This is a genomic window from Pseudomonas psychrophila, from assembly GCF_001043005.1.
GTDB classification, from domain to species: domain Bacteria; phylum Pseudomonadota; class Gammaproteobacteria; order Pseudomonadales; family Pseudomonadaceae; genus Aquipseudomonas; species Aquipseudomonas psychrophila.
The window spans coordinates 839,408-851,989 of record NZ_JYKZ01000001.1; the positions used below are offsets into that span (position 1 = coordinate 839,408).

Here is a 12,582-nt window from a genome sequence, read left to right on the forward strand (position 1 = left end):
GACTACGGGATAGGGGTTTAAGCGACGCGATAACCGGGACGAATGATTTTCAGGCTCAGGGCGCAGGTCAGGACAAACGGCACGACAATGGCCACCAGCATGCCGATCACAAACATCGGGATGTACTGCGGGATGATCGAGATAAAGCCCGGCAAGCCGCCGACGCCAATTGCCGAAGCCTGGACCTTGTTCAGCGACAGGAAAATACTGCCCAGCGCCGAGCCGATCAGGGCCGCGTAGAACGGAAATTTGTAGCGCAGGTTGATCCCGAACATGGCGGGCTCAGTGATCCCGAAATACGCAGAAACAGCAGAGGTGGAGGCCATGCTGCGTTCACGCACATTACGGCTCATGTAAAACACTCCGAGCGCGGCGCTGCCCTGGGCCAGATTGGACATCACGATCATCGGCCAGATAAACGTTCCGCCCTGGGTGGCGATCAGTTGCAGGTCAACGGCCAGGAACATGTGGTGCATGCCGGTGATCACCAACGGTGCGTACAGCAGGCCGAAAATCATCCCGCCGAGCACGGGCGCCAGGTCAAACAGCATGACCACGCCTTCGGTAATCAGAATCCCGAGGTGGCGCGTCACCGGGCCAATGATTGCCAGCGCCAGCACACCCGTGATGACGATGGTGGTGATGGGCACAACCAGCAATTGAATGGCATTGGGCACCCGCGCCCGCAGCCATTTCTCGATCACGCTCATGACATAAGCGGCCATCAGGATCGGCAGGATTTGCCCCTGGTAACCCACCTTCTCGATCTGGAACACGCCCAGGATGTCGAAGTAAGGCAGGCTTTGCCCGTCAAGCCCGGCCACGGCCTTGCCGTAGTTCCAGGCATTGAGCAGGTCGGGGTGTACCAGCATCAGGCCCAGTACGATGCCGAGAATTTCGCTGCCACCAAAACGCTTGGCCGCCGACCAGCCCACCAACGCAGGCAGGAACACAAAAGACGTATTGGCCATCAGGTTGATCAAGCTCCACACGCCGTCCAGGGACGGATAGGCATCGAGCAGGGTTTTATCGGCTATGAACATGCCTTTGGCGCCGAGCAGGTTGTTAACACCCATCAACAGGCCGGCAATGATCAGCGCGGGCAGGATGGGCATAAACACATCGGAGAACACTCGCACCAGACGCTGCATGGCGTTGGCCTTGTCGGCGCCCTTTTGCTTGACGTCGGCAATGGTGGCAGCGGCCAGGCCGGTCTGCTCGCGCAAGGCGGCATAGACCTTTTCAACTTCGCCGGGGCCAATCACGACTTGATACAGCCCGCCGGTGAAGAAGGAGCCCTTCACCAGATCGATCTGGTTGAGGGTTGCGCTGTCGACCCGGCTTGGGTCCTTGAGCGCCAGACGCAAGCGAGTCACGCAATGGGCGGCCTGCTCAACGTTGTCAGCGCCACCGAGGCTGTGCAGCAGTTCGCTGGCGATCTTGGAATAGTCGTGGCTCATGCGTTGTCTTCCGCTTGAATTTTTATTATGGAGCGTCGTTGTGGCAGCACGCAGAAACGAAAAATACTCGTCTGTACGAGTTAAAGCAACAACTGGTACAGACGAGTTTGAATTTTTTTACCTGTCGCCCTGGCGCCAGTACTTGCACTGCCTATCCCCTGCCCTTAAGGTTCGGGCCCTGAGCCCCAACGGCATAGAGCCCTCGCCATGACTAAATACAATCAGATCTACACCGATCTGCTTGCCAGCATCACCACTGAACGCCTGGCCCGAGGCGCCCGCCTGCCGTCCGAAGCCGAGTTGATGGCCAGTTATGAGGCCAGCCGTGGCACCGTGCGCAAGGCCATCGAACAGCTTCAGGAGCGCGGCTTTGCGCAAAAGATCCATGGCAAAGGCACCTTCGTGCTGTCATCCAGCCCGATCGAGTTTCAGTTGGGTGGCATTGTCAGTTTCCAGGAAACCTACCCGCGGCTGGGCGATAACGTCAGCACGGACGTGGTGGAATTCACGCAATTTGCCCTTGAGGGCGCGTTGTGCGAGAAGTTCGATGTGCAAGCAGGCAGCCTCATCACCCGAATCAAACGGGTACGCCGCATAGATGGCAAACGGGTGATTCTGGACATCAACCATTTTGTGAGCGATCTGATTCCGGGGCTGAATCAAGAGATTGCCCAGCACTCGATTTATGCCTACATCGAGCAAACCCTGAACCTGCAGATCAGCTATGCCCAGCGCACCATTGAAGCGGTGCCGCGCAGCAAGGATGATCAACAGCATCTGGACCTGGACGGTCAGAGCCATGTGATCGTGGTGAGTAACCAGACATTTTTACAGGATGGGCGCCAGTTCGAGTACACCGAGTCGCGGCATACCCTGGACAAGTTTTACTTTTCGGATGTGGCGAGGCGCTAGAGTCAAAAGCACCCTCACCCCAGCCCTCTGCCAGAGGGAGAGGGCGCCGGTTTGTGGCGCTGCACAGATCTGTTTTTGCCTTTAGTCCCCTTTCCCTCCGGGAGAGGGGCTCTTGATCTTGCCAACAATCACTTCGCTGCATACTTCGAACCACGCGGGCCATCCAGTTGCGCCTGCAGCATCAGCCACTCGCGCCGAATGATCGAATAAGGGATAAAAATGCTGACCCGCTCAGCCCCTTTCAAACCGGACTGAGTGATCACATCGTTCAATGTGGTCGAGTAAAAACCGGCATTAATCCCGACAATATTGCCGTCACTGCCGATGACCGGCCCGCCCGACATCCCCTTGACCAGCGGGGCATCGTGGATGGCATAAAGATCACCGCTATGTTCTTCGGTATTGCGGAAGGGCGTTTGATACACCTTGCCTTGGCCCGTGGTGGTCACCAGATAAGGGCTCAACCCCACCGCGGTGATACGTTCACCCACACGCGGTGCCCGCCAGGATGGATAGTGGCCGCTTGCTTTGTGCTTGATAAAGACCAAATCGCAATGGGTGCTACAACGGTAGGCAACATTGGGGATAAACGGAGTGTGCGCTGTCGTGACGGCGTATTCCTCATTCCATTGCACGGCCGAGGCCATGTACATAAACGGCATGGGAAAGCCTGAAAAGACCGCAAAGTACGAGTCATTAACAGGCCCCGACAAGTCGGGCTTCACGAATCCATTGCATCCTGCAGTAACAACTCCTATTAACAAGAAGGCCATGATCTTGATCATGATGAATCACCGACTTATAGGAAGAATGCAACTGGCTGCGATTGTCAGTATTTTGACAGCACAGAGAATAGCGCTCCTAACTACTTGTTTTAGTGGGTCGCTGTATTACTTATGGCTGACAATTTAATAGCCCGTATGAATCAATCGAACTAAGCCCAATTGCTTTTTGAGCAACTAGGGAGTTCAAATAATTGGCGCCGGGAATGTGCTTAAATCGAGAAAATTAAACAGAAGCCTCTATGACCTAAAGAGCGCCTGAAGTGTAAACATGGATCCAATTATTCAGGGTAATTGCAACGTGTTACAGCCCACAAAAAGGCGGTCAACACCCGAAAATGTTGACCGCCTTATTTAAAACAAACCGGTTAAACGGTCAAACCCTATAAATAAGCCTTTGCCTCTACAGGATGCCTGCGCAGTCAGTTTGTGCCGGCATCCTTTTTGGGAGCGCCAATGGTTTTGCGTTCACCCGTTGCCGAGACTTCGTACACGTTCATGACCCACGTGTCGGCGATCACGGTTTCAACCAGGTAATTCTTCTTGGCGTGCGGCGTGAATTGCTGCGCAGCAGGCTGCTCCTTGTCGAATGGCGTAGGCATGGGAATACCGTTAAAGGTAAACGGTTTGTCCTTGACCTCCCCTTTCACGGATACCGGTTTATCCGCTTCGACCAGCTTACTGATGCTGTCAGTACCACCGGCGATTTTCTTCAGGTAAGCCGGTACGCGCCTGAAGTAAGCAGAGTCATAAACCCGCTCACCCGCGCTCACTAATCCAGTAGTGGCATCGCCGTACATGTAACTGACAGGACGATCACCCTCGCCGCCTATAGTCCGGAAAGTCACGCTGGCTTGATGGTCATTCATGGCCAGTGGAACAACCGGTCCTGAAGTAAGATCACCCGCCTGGCGGCTGCTGCAGCCGGTCAAGACCAGAGCGAAAGTGATTGCTAATGGAAACGCCAAAGAAGTTTTCATTCGATCCCTGAATAGCCTGAAGAAGGACTGTGTAGAGGCATTTGCAGAACGAAAGTTCCCTGTATGCTGCCTGCGCTACCAGGGAGTTGAGCTGTCTGGCGATGAAAACCATGAGGAGGAACGCCATGCTCACGAAGAGCCTGTTAATGAGTTTTTGCGCTGTGTTACTGGTTGGCTGCACGGGAAGGGGCTTTCAACCGCCGGCTCCGGATTACACAAAATGGTACAAGGAGGGCGTATCGCAGACCGGGATCATTGCTGCGATGCGTGCGTGCGGATATACCAATGTTGATGGCGCAGGAGACAGGTCGCCAATCGATGTGAGGTTAACGAATTTCTATTGCATGAAAGACGCAGGCTACAAACGCAAAGATAACGTGGACATGTGCAAGCTCGGTCGTATTGGTGAATCTGCGGTGTGTGACGGGCGCCGGTAATCGGGCACAGTCCGAGGCGCTCATGGACATGGAGAATGTGATGTTGCTGACTCGAAATCAGTGGTTGGGCCTGAGCCTTCTGGTAGTAGTTGGGGGCTGTACCCCTTTTCAACCGCCGCCAGGGGACTACACCCAATGGAAAAAGAAGGGCGTCTCCCAGCAGGGCGTCGATGACGCAATGCGGGCTTGCGGGTATACCAATCTCGATGGCGTCGGCGACAAGTCGCCAATTGATGTTGTGCTGACGCGGTTCTACTGCATGAAGGACGCAGGGTTCAAGCGCAGGGATAATCTCGACCTGTGCAAGCAAGGCCGCATTGGCGAATCACCAGTGTGCGAAGGCCGCCGGTAACCCATTACCAAAAGGAAACAAGGAATGATCGATCTACGCAACGGACTGTTCGGTACCGCATTGGCCCTGGCGGCAACAGCGCTCGGCGGTTGTGCCTCCTCGGCCGCGATCACCGGCGAGCCTGGGGTAGACATGGGCGACAGCTATCAGAAGGTGCTCGCGGTGGTCAGCCGCAACAATACCGTGACCAAACAGGTCGACGGCCAAGGCTTCCGGGCGGAGGGTTACTCAGCGATGTTCAAGGACTGTCGCGTCAAGTACTTCCTGTTCCAGGACGCCGATGGTTTGCAGCGCGTGAGCTATGAGCCGGCGCCACACCTGTCGGTCAACCAGAACTGCCGCCAGCCTTAACTTCCCCCTGCGAGTCGATACTTGATGAGACTGTTGCTTGTAATCCCCGCCGTGCTGCTAACGCTCGGCGGCTGCGGCCAAGTGGCGAACGTGCGTTCGCTGTCCACCGGCTACGTGCCCCCGCAGGGCGGCGAGACTGCCCGTATCCGCCTGCTCACCGACGGCCTGGTGCGCGCCGTGCCAGGGCGTGACTGTCTCGACTGGAACGTGCCCGGCGCGGGGGTGATGGCGTCGGCGAAACCCGGCTTCCCCGACCACAACGGCGAAAACCTCGGCATTCCCGGACCGATCTATTCGTTGGCAGGTTCGGTTTCGTCAGAGCTGGTGGTACCGGCGAACAAGCCGATCACACTCCATTATCTGGGGCGCCTGCAATATTCCCGGCAGTGCGCCAAGACCATGACCTTCGTACCTCAGCCTGGCGTGGACTACATGGTGCAGGCCACCATGTCGGCGGACTGTTCGTTCCAGCTGGATGAATTGGAGGCGGGCAGCAAGCAGTGGGCCATGGTCCAACCGCAGCCAGCGGGGAAGGTGTCAATGTGCAACGCGATTGATAACTTCTAGCCCGAAATCTGCGCGGACTGGTTGACGGCTGCGCGTGAAGAGCTTCAACACACACCTGCACCCCAGGGGAGATGGAAAATCAGTGATTGCTGATAACTGCACGGCTAAGCGTTCTCGATACCCTGTCGCATTCCTTATCCGCGACACGGTATTGATGTAGCTCTCTCACATACGTACGAGGGATGTTGTGCTGACGCGGCTCTACTGCATGAAGGACGCAGGGTTCAAGCGCAGGGACAATATCGACCGCATTGGCGAGTCACCGGTGTGCGAAGATCGCCGGTAAACCGTCCGCCAACCGATTGCCAGCCCCCAAAAGCCAAAAGCCCGCAATTACGCGGGCTTCAGGGTATTTATTGCTGCTTGGTGCCGGTCAGTGCCGGACGTCCAATCATTCCCACTCAATCGTTGCCGGCGGCTTGCTCGACACGTCATACGTTACGCGGGAGATGCCTTCGATTTCGTTGATGATCCGGCCGCTGACGGTTTCAAGCAGCTCGTAAGGCAGGTGCGCCCAACGTGCGGTCATGAAGTCGATGGTTTCTACGGCACGCAGGGCTACAACCCAGGCGTAACGACGGCCATCGCCTACAACGCCAACCGACTTGACCGGCTGGAACACCACGAATGCCTGGCTGACTTTGTGGTACCAGTCGGCCTTGCGCAGTTCTTCGATGAAGATGTGGTCAGCACGACGCAGGATGTCGGCGTATTCCTTCTTCACTTCACCCAGGATACGTACACCCAGGCCCGGGCCCGGGAACGGGTGACGGTAGACCATGTCGTACGGCAGGCCCAGTTCCAGGCCCAGACGACGGACTTCGTCCTTGAACAGTTCGCGCAACGGCTCAACCAGCTTGAGGTTCATCTCGTCCGGCAGGCCGCCCACGTTGTGGTGCGACTTGATGACGTGAGCCTTGCCGCTCTTGGCGCCAGCCGACTCGATCACGTCCGGGTAGATGGTGCCCTGGGCCAGGTACTTGATGTTGTCCAGCTTGCAGGACTCGGCATCGAACACGTCGATGAAAGTACGACCGATGATCTTGCGCTTCTTCTCTGGATCGCTTTCGCCAGCCAGGTTGTTCAGGAACTGATCGGCCGCGTTGGCACGGATCACTTTAACGCCCATGTTCTCGGCGAACATGGCCATCACTTGCTCACCTTCGTGCAGGCGCAGCAGGCCGTTGTCCACGAATACGCACGTCAGCTGATCGCCGATTGCCTTGTGCAGCAACGCTGCAACCACCGAGGAGTCAACGCCGCCGGACAGGCCCAGCAATACGTTGTCAGTACCCACCTGGGCACGGATGTTGGCGATTGCGTCTTCGGCGATTTTCGACGGCGTCCACAGGGCTTCGCAGCCGCAGATGTCGAGGATAAAGCGCGACAGGATGCGGCCGCCCTGCTTGGTGTGGGTCACTTCTGGGTGGAACTGCACACCGTAGTAGCCACGTTCGTCGCTGAACATGCCAGCAATCGGGCAGCTTGGAGTGCTGGCCAGAACGTGGAAGTCGGATGGCATTTTGGTGACCTTGTCACCGTGGCTCATCCACACGTCCAGACCGAACAGGCCGTCAGCGTCGATATGGTCTTCAATGCCGTCCAGCAGGCGGCTTTTGCCAACCACGTCTACGCGGGCATAACCAAACTCACGCAGCTCGGAACCTTCAACCTTGCCGCCCAGCTGTTCAGCCATGGTCTGCATGCCGTAGCAGATACCGAAAACCGGTACGCCCAGGTCAAATACAGCTTGAGGCGCGCGAGGGCTGCCCGCTTCGTGCACGGATTCCGGGCCACCAGCAAGGATGATGCCTTTAGGTGCGAATTCGCGGATCGCTGCGTCATCCATGTCGAACGGGTGCAGTTCGCAGTAAACGCCGATTTCGCGCACGCGGCGGGCGATCAGCTGGGTGTACTGGGAACCGAAGTCCAGAATCAGAATGCGGTGGGCGTGAATGTCGAGGGCCATGACAAAATCTCGATTAATTTCAGAAACGACACGGGGCTGAATCAAACAGCCCCGGTGACTTAATTCGTATCGCACCCGTGCGTGAGCCCGGGTGCGACCACTATCAACCTACGCGATAGTTTGGAGCTTCCTTGGTGATCTGCACGTCGTGGACGTGGGATTCAGCCATGCCGGCGCCCGTGATGCGCACGAACTCGGGTTTGGTACGCATTTGCTCGATGTCGGCACAGCCGGTGTAACCCATCGAAGAACGCAGACCGCCCATCAGTTGGTGCACGATTGCAGTCAGCGAGCCTTTGTATGCCACGCGACCTTCGATGCCTTCCGGCACCAGCTTCTCGGCACCCGCAGAGGAGTCCTGGAAGTAGCGGTCGGAGGAACCCTGGGATTGCGACATCGCACCCAGCGAACCCATGCCGCGGTAGGCCTTGTACGAACGGCCCTGGTACAACTCGATCTCGCCCGGTGCTTCTTCGGTACCGGCAAACATCGAACCCATCATCACGCAGGACGCACCGGCAACGATGGCCTTGGACAGGTCACCCGAGAAACGGATGCCGCCGTCGGCGATCAACGGTACGCCAGTGCCTTCCAGGGCAGCGGCAACATTGGCAATCGCGCTGATTTGCGGAACGCCAACACCGGCAACGATACGAGTGGTGCAGATCGAGCCTGGGCCGATACCGACTTTAACCGCGTCAGCGCCAGCTTCAGCCAGGGCCAGGGCAGCAGCGCCGGTGGCGATGTTGCCGCCGATCACCTGAACGTCAGGGAAGTTCTGCTTGACCCAACGAACGCGGTCGATCACGCCTTTGGAGTGACCGTGAGCGGTATCGACAACAACCACGTCAACGCCAGCAGCCACGAGGGCAGCCACGCGATCGGCAGTGTCCTTGCCAGTGCCTACCGCAGCGCCTACACGCAGACGACCTTGATCGTCCTTGCTGGCCAGCGGGTAAGCCTTGGCTTTTTCGATGTCGTTAACGGTCATCATGCCTTTGAGGGCAAATTTGTCGTCGACGATCAGGACGCGCTCGATGCGGTGCTTGTGCAGCAATTCGCGGGCTTCTTCCTTGTCAGCGCCTTCCTTGACCGTGACCAAACGCTCTTTAGGCGTCATCACGTCACGAACGGTAGCTTCCAGACGATTTTCGAAGCGCACGTCACGGGACGTCACGATGCCGACCAGGTCGCCATTGTGCAGTACAGGAACGCCGGAAATGTTGTGCTGGTGGGTCAGTTCAAGCAGTTCACGTACCGTGGCATCAGCCTCGATAGTGATGGGCTCTTTGACCACACCGGCTTCAAAACGCTTGACCTTGCGAACTTCGTGAGCTTGCTGCTCGATGGTCATGTTCTTGTGGATGATGCCGATACCGCCTTCCTGAGCCATGGCGATTGCCAGACGGGCTTCAGTCACGGTGTCCATTGCGGCGGAAACCAGCGGAATATTCAGTTCAATGCCACGGGTCAAACGAGTCTTTAGACTGACTTCGTTCGGGAGAACCTCGGAATAACCGGGGACGAGAAGGATGTCATCGAATGTGAGTGCTTCTTGGCTGATACGCAGCATCGCTGGGGCTCCCGAGCGGGAAAATGGAAGCGCGCCATTGTACTCAAAACACCTGCGTCTCTCAACGTAAACCTTTAGAGAGTTTTGCGCTAAGGGCCAATGAATAGCTGACTTTGAAGGCAGAAATCGAACCGTAGCAGCTGCCGAAGGCTGCGTCCGGCGGCGTAGCCGTCGTAAATTCAGATCACACGGTTTTTCAGCTGAACCGCGTGTTCTGAGTTTACGATCGCTTCGCAATCGAACGCAGCCTCGTTCCTTCGGCAGCTGCTACGGGATCTGCGTGTTACAACTCGACCTGCACCCACGCCACCGGCTGATCAAGCCAGTCGGCGAACTCGTCGAGGAAGCTCTGCTTAAAGCCCGCCTCGGCCCAGTTATTGAAAATGAAGCCCAGGTTAGAAAACCCGCAGGGCTGCAAAAACAAAAAACCGTTGATGTCGTCTTCATGGGAGCACAGCGGGCAGATGAAGTTGTCGGTGCGCCCCGGCATCCAGTCTTCCAGGCTGTCGAACAGCGCCTCCCCCACTTCCTTGCGGCACTCGGCGCAGCCGGCTTCTTCAAGAAAGCCCTTGGACGGAGTGTAGATGCAGCGCTTGGTGATGATCTCCAGACCATTGACCGGCTGACCAAATGGCAGCGCCTCAGGGTGCAGCACCACTTCCCGGGCTCCCGGTGCGATGGCATACGCCATACCGTTGCCCGTGCGGCCACAGGTGGTCAGTTGTTCTTCAATGATGTTCTTGCGCACCAGCCAGCGCACGATGGCCCTGGCACGCGGCTCATGAACCGGCAAGGTGGAGATTTTAGGAACGATGATGCTTTGCGAGTTCATGGATACGGCACGTGTACGTGGGATAAGGGCAACACACTGAAACTGTGGGAGCGGGCTTGCTCGCGATCTGGCTGCCGCACCGCAGTGCCTGCATCGCGAGCAAGCCCGCTCCCACAGAGTTGGATCAGGCGCGCAGCTTAAAGCCTCTCACCGCGAGGTCAAGCACTCAGGTAACGCGCTATCAGCGCAATCCCGCTGGCCAGCACCAGCCAGGTCACCAGGCGCACAAAGGCCTCGCGGGACAATTTGCGGGTCAGACGACGGCCTGTCCACAGCCCCAGCGCCATCGCCGGTAACAGACAGACGGCGAGCAACAGCAGTGCACCATCGGCATACACACCCGCAATCACGAACAAACTCAAGCGCACCACGGTACTGCAACTGATCAACGCACTTTGGGTGGCCCGCGCCGCGTCTTTGGGCAAGCGTGCATTCAGATACAGCGCATACAAAAAACCACCGCTGCCGAACAATGCGCCAAATAGCCCGCCCGTGACGCCGGTCGGGATCGCCCAGACGGGTGCAACTTCGGTCGGTCGCACCTTCACCGCCAGGCTGTACACCGCATAGGCACTGATGAAGATACCCATCAGCAGCAATAACAGGTCGGACTTGAGGTTGAGCAAGAACACAACGCCAATCACACACCCCATGGCCATGCAAGGGAGCAGTCGCAGCAGCTCGGGGCGCGCCACATCCCGGCGCGAGGGCAGCCAGTTACCAAACGCCGCGACAAAATCCAGCAGGACCAGCAGCGGGATGATTTTGGACAAAGGCAGGCACAGAATCAGCAGAGGACCTGCAACCAGTGCGGTACCGAATCCGGCCACGCCAAACACCACATACGCCAGCGCAATGGCCAGCTCCAGCAATACCCACTCGCTACCTGTGAAAGGCAAATCCATTGCTCTGCTTCCCTGTATTTTTGTGCGCGGACTTTAACCGGGCAGGTGCAGACAGAACAATCCGCCCTTATGATGGCCCGCATGATTAAAGACCCCTTTGCAAGACTCAACCTCGACCGAGAAGTCCTGACCGTCAGCCAGCTCAATGGCCGGGCGCGGGTCTTGCTCGAAGACGTGTTCAGCAACATCTGGGTAGAAGGCGAAATCTCCAACCTCGCCCGCCCGGCCTCCGGCCACGTCTACTTCACCCTCAAGGACAGTGGCGCACAAGTGCGCTGTGCGCTGTTTCGCAACAATGCTGCGCGGGTGCGCCAGGCTTTGAAGGACGGTCTGGCGGTCAAGGTACGCGGCAAGGTGTCGTTGTTTGAGGGCCGCGGTGACTATCAGCTGATCCTCGACACCGTAGAGCCCGCGGGTGATGGCGCGCTGCGTCTGGCCTTCGATGCGCTGAAAGAAAAGCTCAGCGCCGAAGGCCTGTTCAGCCCCGAACGCAAGGTGGCCCTGCCCGCTCACCCGCAGCGCATCGGCATTGTCAGCTCGCCCACCGGGGCGGTCATTCGCGACATCATCAGCGTGTTCCGCCGCCGGGCGCCGCACGTCGAACTGACCCTGATCCCCACCGCAGTGCAAGGCCGCGAAGCCACTGCGCAGATTGTGCGGGCATTGAAATTGGCGGATGCCCGAGGCTTCGATGCATTGATCCTGGCCCGGGGCGGTGGTTCGCTGGAAGACTTGTGGTGTTTTAACGAAGAAGCCGTAGCCCGTGCCATCGACGCCTGTGCAACCCCCATCGTCAGCGCTGTAGGCCACGAGACCGACGTGTCCATCGCCGACTTTGTAGCGGACGTACGGGCGCCAACGCCGTCTGCTGCTGCCGAGTTGCTGGCTCCGGACTCGAGCGACCTGCAACATCGAATCGACAGCCTGCACCGGCGCCTGGTGATGCGCATTCGCGACCGCTTGATGCGCGACCGCTTGCGTCTGGAGGGTCTGACGCGTCGCTTGCGCCACCCCGGCGAACGTCTGCGCCAGCAAGCCCAGCGCCTGGATGATCTGGACATGCGCATGCGCCGCGCGTTCGAGCGCAGCCTTAATACCCGCCGTGAGCGTCTGATCCGCCTCGAAACCCGCCTGGCCGCCCAGCATCCGGGTCGTCAACTGGCCATGTTGCGCCAGCGCCTGGACAGTCTGGCCGAACGCTTGCCAAGGGCCATGCGCGAAGGTCTGAAAGGTCGTCGTCTGCAACTGCAGAGCCACATGCAGACCCTGCACGTGGTCAGCCCGCTGGCGACCCTGGGGCGTGGCTACAGCATCTTGCTGGATGAGCGCGGCAACGCCGTTCGCAGCGCCGGGCAAACCCATAACGGCCAGCGTTTGAAGGCCAAGTTGGGCGAAGGCGAGCTGCAAGTCCGGGTCGAGGACAATCACCTCACGCCCGTCACCCTTTCTTTACTGGATTAAC

At 58.1% G+C, this 12,582-nt stretch carries 13 protein-coding genes; 6 read left to right on the forward strand and 7 right to left on the reverse strand.

All coding sequences use genetic code 11. The features are described from left to right. Window positions 1–17 precede the first annotated feature (17 nt). Window positions 18–1,460, reverse strand: a complete 1,443-nt coding sequence (gene treP / locus TU76_RS03860) for a PTS system trehalose-specific EIIBC component (RefSeq protein ID WP_019823621.1) — start codon at window positions 1,458–1,460, stop codon at window positions 18–20. 207 nt (window positions 1,461–1,667) lie between these two features. Here treP and treR point away from each other — a divergent pair, with 207 nt between their 5' ends. Beyond that, entirely contained in the window at window positions 1,668–2,372 is a 705-nt protein-coding gene (gene treR / locus TU76_RS03865) for a trehalose operon repressor (protein WP_019823622.1), read from the forward strand. Window positions 2,373–2,500: 128 nt separating this feature from the next. On the opposite strand, the gene TU76_RS03870 is transcribed toward treR, so the two are convergent. Both TU76_RS03870 and TU76_RS03875 read right to left on the reverse strand, forming a co-directional pair. Further along, complete coding sequence (locus tag TU76_RS03870; RefSeq protein ID WP_048351110.1) at window positions 2,501–3,157, reverse strand: trypsin-like peptidase domain-containing protein; 657 nt, start codon at window positions 3,155–3,157, stop codon at window positions 2,501–2,503. A 419-nt stretch (window positions 3,158–3,576) separates the two neighbouring features. Then, complete coding sequence (locus TU76_RS03875) at window positions 3,577–4,134, reverse strand: hypothetical protein (protein ID WP_048351111.1); 558 nt, start codon at window positions 4,132–4,134, stop codon at window positions 3,577–3,579. A gap of 125 nt (window positions 4,135–4,259) precedes the next feature. On the opposite strand from TU76_RS03875, the gene TU76_RS03880 reads away from it, so the two are divergent. Genes TU76_RS03880 through TU76_RS03895 form a run of 4 tightly spaced genes read left to right on the forward strand, consistent with a single transcriptional unit; the run spans window position 4,260 to window position 5,841 of the window. Further along, on the forward strand, window positions 4,260–4,571 hold the full coding sequence (locus TU76_RS03880; RefSeq protein WP_048351112.1) for a hypothetical protein: 312 nt from the start codon (window positions 4,260–4,262) through the stop codon (window positions 4,569–4,571). Between the two features lie 40 nt (window positions 4,572–4,611). After that, on the forward strand, window positions 4,612–4,923 hold the full coding sequence (locus tag TU76_RS03885; RefSeq protein WP_088500086.1) for a hypothetical protein: 312 nt from the start codon (window positions 4,612–4,614) through the stop codon (window positions 4,921–4,923). Window positions 4,924–4,947: 24 nt separating this feature from the next. Beyond that, a complete protein-coding gene (locus TU76_RS03890; protein WP_048351113.1) occupies window positions 4,948–5,274 on the forward strand; it encodes a hypothetical protein in 327 nt (108 codons plus the stop codon). A 24-nt stretch (window positions 5,275–5,298) separates the two neighbouring features. Further along, window positions 5,299–5,841 (forward strand): hypothetical protein, encoded by a 543-nt coding sequence (locus tag TU76_RS03895; protein WP_048351114.1) that lies wholly within the window; start codon window positions 5,299–5,301, stop codon window positions 5,839–5,841. 391 nt (window positions 5,842–6,232) lie between these two features. Here the strand turns inward: TU76_RS03895 and guaA are convergent, their stop codons facing one another. The 4 genes from guaA to TU76_RS03915 all read right to left on the reverse strand — a co-directional run bounded on the left by guaA (window position 6,233) and on the right by TU76_RS03915 (window position 11,120). After that, a complete protein-coding gene (guaA, locus tag TU76_RS03900) occupies window positions 6,233–7,810 on the reverse strand; it encodes a glutamine-hydrolyzing GMP synthase (protein WP_019823631.1) in 1,578 nt (525 codons plus the stop codon). Window positions 7,811–7,913: 103 nt separating this feature from the next. Next, complete coding sequence (gene guaB / locus TU76_RS03905) at window positions 7,914–9,383, reverse strand: IMP dehydrogenase (protein ID WP_048351115.1); 1,470 nt, start codon at window positions 9,381–9,383, stop codon at window positions 7,914–7,916. Between the two features lie 283 nt (window positions 9,384–9,666). Then, window positions 9,667–10,215: a hypothetical protein gene (locus TU76_RS03910; protein ID WP_019823634.1), complete on the reverse strand. Its 549-nt coding sequence runs from the start codon at window positions 10,213–10,215 to the stop codon at window positions 9,667–9,669. 158 nt (window positions 10,216–10,373) lie between these two features. Beyond that, window positions 10,374–11,120: a sulfite exporter TauE/SafE family protein gene (locus tag TU76_RS03915; protein WP_046809949.1), complete on the reverse strand. Its 747-nt coding sequence runs from the start codon at window positions 11,118–11,120 to the stop codon at window positions 10,374–10,376. 81 nt (window positions 11,121–11,201) lie between these two features. Here TU76_RS03915 and xseA point away from each other — a divergent pair, with 81 nt between their 5' ends. Then, window positions 11,202–12,581: an exodeoxyribonuclease VII large subunit gene (gene xseA / locus TU76_RS03920; protein WP_037032027.1), complete on the forward strand. Its 1,380-nt coding sequence runs from the start codon at window positions 11,202–11,204 to the stop codon at window positions 12,579–12,581. The last annotated feature ends 1 nt before the right edge of the window (window position 12,582 follow it).

What these genes read in the sequence shown, in the direction of transcription:
- treP (WP_019823621.1), bottom strand. Translation starts at nt 1,460, where the DNA reads ATGAGCCACGACTATTCCAAGATCGCCAGCGAACTGCTGCACAGCCTC.
- treR (WP_019823622.1), top strand. Translation starts at nt 1,668, where the DNA reads ATGACTAAATACAATCAGATCTACACCGATCTGCTTGCCAGCATCACC.
- TU76_RS03870 (WP_048351110.1), bottom strand. Translation starts at nt 3,157, where the DNA reads ATGATCAAGATCATGGCCTTCTTGTTAATAGGAGTTGTTACTGCAGGA.
- TU76_RS03875 (WP_048351111.1), bottom strand. Translation starts at nt 4,134, where the DNA reads ATGAAAACTTCTTTGGCGTTTCCATTAGCAATCACTTTCGCTCTGGTC.
- TU76_RS03880 (WP_048351112.1), top strand. Translation starts at nt 4,260, where the DNA reads ATGCTCACGAAGAGCCTGTTAATGAGTTTTTGCGCTGTGTTACTGGTT.
- TU76_RS03885 (WP_088500086.1), top strand. Translation starts at nt 4,612, where the DNA reads ATGTTGCTGACTCGAAATCAGTGGTTGGGCCTGAGCCTTCTGGTAGTA.
- TU76_RS03890 (WP_048351113.1), top strand. Translation starts at nt 4,948, where the DNA reads ATGATCGATCTACGCAACGGACTGTTCGGTACCGCATTGGCCCTGGCG.
- TU76_RS03895 (WP_048351114.1), top strand. Translation starts at nt 5,299, where the DNA reads ATGAGACTGTTGCTTGTAATCCCCGCCGTGCTGCTAACGCTCGGCGGC.
- guaA (WP_019823631.1), bottom strand. Translation starts at nt 7,810, where the DNA reads ATGGCCCTCGACATTCACGCCCACCGCATTCTGATTCTGGACTTCGGT.
- guaB (WP_048351115.1), bottom strand. Translation starts at nt 9,383, where the DNA reads ATGCTGCGTATCAGCCAAGAAGCACTCACATTCGATGACATCCTTCTC.
- TU76_RS03910 (WP_019823634.1), bottom strand. Translation starts at nt 10,215, where the DNA reads ATGAACTCGCAAAGCATCATCGTTCCTAAAATCTCCACCTTGCCGGTT.
- TU76_RS03915 (WP_046809949.1), bottom strand. Translation starts at nt 11,120, where the DNA reads ATGGATTTGCCTTTCACAGGTAGCGAGTGGGTATTGCTGGAGCTGGCC.
- xseA (WP_037032027.1), top strand. Translation starts at nt 11,202, where the DNA reads ATGATTAAAGACCCCTTTGCAAGACTCAACCTCGACCGAGAAGTCCTG.